Here is a 4752-nt window from a genome sequence, read left to right as displayed (position 1 = left end):
GCCCTGCGCGCGGCGACGGGGACGGGCCCGGAACCGGAGCCCATCGCGCTCGCCGAACCCGTGGACTCCGGCTACCCGCAGACCTCGCTGCCGCTGGCGCAGGCGCTCATCGACCTGCGGCTGTCGGAGGACGACCGGCCCGCGGCCCGCGCGATCGCCGAGGCGGCGCTCCGGCACCCGGACCTGACCCTCCAGCCGGTCTTCACCTGGCCGCTGCTGGAGGCCGCCGCCCGCGCGGGCGTCCTCGCCCCACCCGAGGTGGTCACGGCCGCGACGGCCACGGCCGCGCCGGTGGAGGGCGCGCCGGTCGAGGGCGGGATCGTCACCGCGCACGCCGCGGCGGTCGCCGCCCACGCGGGCGACGCGTCCGGCTGGGACACCGCCATCGGTGTCTGGGAGCGCCTGGGACACCCGTACGACCTGGCCAGAGCCCTGTTCGACGCCGCCTGCGCCGACCTCGCCGCGGGCGCCCGCGCGTCCGCCGCAGGCCGCCTGCACCGCGCCGACGGGATCGCCTCGGCGCTGGGCGCCGCGCCGCTGCGGCGCCGCATCTCCGAACGCGCCCGCCGCGCCGGGCTGGCCGGCTCCACCAAGGGCCCTCTCACCGCGCGCGAGTCGGAGGTCCTGCGCCTGCTGGCCCGGGGCCGCTCCAACAGGGAGATCGCCGCCGAGCTGTTCATCTCCCCCAAGACGGCCAGCGTCCACGTCTCCAACCTGATGGCGAAACTCGACGCGTCCTCACGCGGTGAGGCCGTGGCGGCCGCCCACGACCGCGGCCTGCTGTAGCGGCCCCGCCGGGTCGGCGGGAGATGATCACCGACTCCATTCCATGACCTTAGGTTACAATCTATATGCATTGGGTGACAATGGGGAGGTGTGAGCGGGTCCGCCCCCGGATGGGGCTCCGCAGATCCGTCCGGCACATCCGAGCCCAGGTGGAGGAGCAGTGTCCACACCAGGTGTCCGACCCGCGCCCGTGGATCCGCCGTCGTCCGTGTCCCCGCTGACCTTGGGGGTGGAGGAGGAGTTCGTCCTCGTCGACGCGGAGACCCTCGAGCCCGCCGCGATGGCGCAGACCGTGCTGGCCGACGCCGACGACGGCAGCGGGACCATGCACCGGGAGGCCACCCGGTTCCAGGTGGAGTCGGCGACCCCCGTCGCGCGCACGGCCAGGGAACTGCACGCCCAGCTGCTGCGGCTGCGGCGCGGTTTCACCGAGGCCGCCGCCGCGCGCGGATGCCGGCTGGTCGCCTGCGCCACGCCCGTGCTCCGCCGCACCGGCGAACCGGTCCTCGCCGACGAGCCGCGACGGCACGTCCAGCGCGCCCGCTTCGGCGCGCTCACCGAGACCTTCGCCAACAGCGGCTGCCACGTCCACGTCGGCACCCTCGACCTCGCCGAGGCCGTCCGCGCCTGCGACCACCTGCGCTCCTGGCTGCCGACCCTGATCGCGCTCGGCGCCAACTCGCCGTTCGTGGACGGCGCCGACTCAGGCCACGCCAGCTGGCGCACGGTCGCCGGCGCCCTGTGGCCCTGCGCCGGGATCCCGCCGCGCCTGGCCACGCCGCAGCGCTACCGCGACACCCTGGGCACGCTGATCTCCACCGGAACGATCATGGACGCCAAGATGGTCTACTGGGACGCCCGCCCCTCCATGACCTGGCCGACCCTGGAGGTCCGCGCGCCCGACGTCGCGTCCAGCGTCGACGAGGCCGTCCTGCAGGCCGTCCTGGCGCGCGCCCTGGTCCGGACGGCGCTGCGCACCGCCGCGCAGGGGCGGCCCGTCCCGCGCGTCCGCGAGGAGATCCTGCCGCTGGCACGCTGGCGGGCCGCGCGCGACGGCCTGGAGGGCCAGGCGCTCCATCCCCGCACCGCCGAGCTCGTCCCGGCCCCGGCCATGGTCGACGAGCTGATCGCGCACGTGCACGACGCCCTGCGCGACGCCGGCGACCTGGAGTACGTCACCACCACCGTCGGGAGACTCCGGCGCGACGGCTGCGGGGCACGGCGCCAGCGCGAGGTCTTCGAACGGCGGCACCGGTTCACCGACGTCGTCCGCCATCTCGCGGACGTGACCGAGGCCCGGGAGCAATGACCCACCGCCGGCCGGGCGGCGCGCGGTCCAGGTCCGCCTGGAACCCGCCCGTCCGAGCGCGGCCGCATCCGTTCCGACGCCGGCGCCGACCGCTGAGGCCGCCGCGCAGCAGTAAGGAGACCAGACGATGGCCCACTGGCGCATGTCTCCCAACCTGGAGCTGAACCAGGTCGTGGACCGGCTGAACGCCGCCGGCGCCGACATCATGAACCTGGCGTTCGGCGAGTCCCGGCTGCCGCTGCTGGCGTCTTTGGCGGAGCTGCTCACGGACGCGGCGCACCAGACCACCTACGGGCCGGTCGCCGGCACGCAGGCGGTCCGGGAGGCGGCCGCCGGGTTCCTCGGCCGCCGCGGGCTGCCCACGGACGCCGAGCAGGTGGTCGTCGCGCCGGGCAGCAAGCCGCTCCTCATGGCCGTGCAGCTCGCCGTCCCCGGTGACGTCCTGCTGCCCCGGCCCTGCTGGAACAGCTACGCGCCGCAGGCGCGGCTGGCGGGCAAGACCCCGATCGGCGTGCCCATCACGACCGAGTACGGCGGCGTCCCGGACCCGGCCGCCCTGCGGGCCGCCATCCGGGCCGCGCGCGCCCGGGGCCTGGACCCCCGGCTGCTGATCTGCACGCTGCCCGACACCCCGACCGGCACCCTGGCCTCGCCCGACCTGGTGCGGACGATCTGCTCCATCGCCGAGGACGAGGACCTGGTCCTGCTGTCCGACGAGATCTACCGCGACGTCCTCCACGACCCCGGGACCGAGTTCCTGAGCCCGGCCCAGGTGGCCCCGCACCGCACCGTGGTCACGACCGGCCTGTCCAAGAGCATGGCCCTGGGCGGCTGGCGCATCGGCCTGGCGCGGTTCCCGGTGAGCGGGCGCGGCGAGCAGATCCAGGCGGGCGTGCTCGGCGTCGCGAGCGACCTGTGGTCGACGCTGGCCCACCCGATGCAGGAGGTGGCCGGCTACGTGCTCGGCGACCCGCCCGAGGTCCGCCGGCGCCTGGCGGCGAGCGCGCGCCTGCACGGCTCCGTCGCCCGGGCCCTGCACTCCGTCATGGTCGCCGCGGGGGCCCGGTGCCGACCGCCCACCGGGGCGTTCTACGTCTACCCCGACTTCGAACCGCTCCGCGCGCCCCTGGCCGCGCTGGGCATCACCGACTCGCACTCGCTCCAGCAGTACCTGTTCGAGGAGTACGACATCGCGGTGCTGGCCGGGCACGAACTCGGCGACGAGACGGGCGCGCTCCGCTTCAAGGCGTCGACGAGCATGCTCTACGGCCGGACGGTCGAGGAGCAGCTCGCCGCGCTGGACAGCACCGACCCGGCGGACCTTCCGCACATCCGCAAGGCCACAAACCGCATCGAGACGGCCCTGACCGACCTGCGCTCGCGCTGCCTGGAAGGCGCGGTCTGACTCGGCTTAAGACCACGGCAGATTTCTAAGGCCGCGGCCTTATGGCTTGGGGCGGGGCCTTACGGTCACGGTCGGGGCATGGAAGTCGCCGTCGCCGCAACCGCGCTGCGCCGAACGTACGAGCGCAGGCGCAAGGACTCCGTCGTCGCCCTGGACGACCTCACCCTGACCATCGCCCGCAACGAGATCCACGGGCTGCTCGGGCCGAACGGCGCGGGCAAGACCACACTGGTCAAGATCCTCTCGACCGTGCTGCTGCCGACGTCGGGAACGGCCCGGGTGCTCGGGCACGACGTCGTCGCCGAGACCAGGGCCGTCCGGTCGCTGGTCGGGCTCGTCCTCGGTGGGGACCGGGGGCTCTACGACCGGCTCAGCGCCCGCCGCAACCTGCAGTTCTGGGGGGCGCTGTACAAGCTCGACGCCCGGACCGTCCGGCGGCGGGCCGACACGCTGCTGGAGCGGGTCGGGCTCGCCGAGCGCGCGGACGAGCCCGTCGAACGGTACTCGCGCGGGATGCGCCAGCGCCTGCACCTGGCGCGCGGCCTGCTGCACGAGCCGCAGGTGCTGTTCCTGGACGAGCCGACGTCCGGCCTCGACCCCGTCGCGGGCGCCGCGTTCCGGCGCCTCGTCCTCGACCTGCGGGACGAGGGCCGGACGTTCCTGCTGGCCACCCACGACATGGACGAGGCGACCGCGCTCTGCGACCGGGTCTCGCTCATCGACCGCGGACGCCTGCTGCTCACCGACGACACCGCGAACGTCGGCCGGATCCTCGGCGACCGCGAGTGCGTCGACTTCACCCACGACGACGCCTCAGCGGCCGAAGCGCTGGCCCTGCTGCCCGAGGTCACCGACGTCCAGCGGCTGGACGACCGCTGGCGCGTCCACACCGCCGACCGGGAGGGGTCCCGGCGCGTCCTGGCCTGGCTGGTCGAGCGGGACGTCCTCACCGCGCGGCACGCCCAGCCGACGCTCGAAGAGGTCTACCTGCGCACCGTCGGCGACAGGGGGATGCGGGTATGACGCGGACGTCGGTGGCGGGGCGGGCGTCCCTCGCGCGACGGGCGTCCCTGGCGTGGCAGAGCTCCGTGGTGTGGCGGGCCTTCGTGCTCCAGGCGTTGCTGTCGCGGCGCAGCCCGTCGCACGCGCTGATCCTGCTGGTCGCCCCGATGCAGACGACGAGCCTGCTGGCGCTGACGCTGCACGCGCACCGGCCGGACGCGGTCGCGTCCGCGGTCATCGCGCCCAGCCT

At 74.9% G+C, this 4752-nt stretch carries 5 protein-coding genes; all 5 read left to right on the top strand.

Going from position 1 to position 4752, the window contains the following annotated elements:
- Window positions 1–786, top strand: a 786-nt coding sequence (locus AB0J52_RS27875) for a response regulator transcription factor (RefSeq protein WP_500185359.1), incomplete at its 5' end; no start/stop codon positions are given.
- 208 nt (window positions 787–994) lie between these two features.
- Window positions 995–2095: a carboxylate-amine ligase gene (locus AB0J52_RS27870; protein WP_500185356.1), complete on the top strand. Its 1101-nt coding sequence runs from the start codon at window positions 995–997 to the stop codon at window positions 2093–2095.
- Between the two features lie 142 nt (window positions 2096–2237).
- Entirely contained in the window at window positions 2238–3500 is a 1263-nt protein-coding gene (locus AB0J52_RS27865) for a pyridoxal phosphate-dependent aminotransferase (protein WP_500185355.1), read from the top strand.
- 78 nt (window positions 3501–3578) lie between these two features.
- Entirely contained in the window at window positions 3579–4523 is a 945-nt protein-coding gene (locus AB0J52_RS27860) for an ABC transporter ATP-binding protein (RefSeq protein ID WP_500185354.1), read from the top strand.
- On the top strand, window positions 4520–4752 hold a 233-nt coding region (locus AB0J52_RS27855), incomplete at its 3' end, for a hypothetical protein (RefSeq protein ID WP_500185353.1). The genes AB0J52_RS27860 and AB0J52_RS27855, both read left to right, overlap by 4 nt.

It is taken from the genome of Spirillospora sp. NPDC049652 (assembly GCF_040675125.1).
Taxonomy (GTDB): domain Bacteria; phylum Actinomycetota; class Actinomycetes; order Streptosporangiales; family Streptosporangiaceae; genus Spirillospora.
Note: the sequence above shows the minus strand (reverse complement) of the source record. Positions and strands in the feature narration are given on the sequence as shown.

Excerpts from the sequence above, each read along its gene's own strand:
- AB0J52_RS27860 (WP_500185354.1), top strand. The coding sequence starts at position 3,579 with ATGGAAGTCGCCGTCGCCGCAACCGCGCTGCGCCGAACGTACGAGCGC.
- AB0J52_RS27865 (WP_500185355.1), top strand. The coding sequence starts at position 2,238 with ATGTCTCCCAACCTGGAGCTGAACCAGGTCGTGGACCGGCTGAACGCC.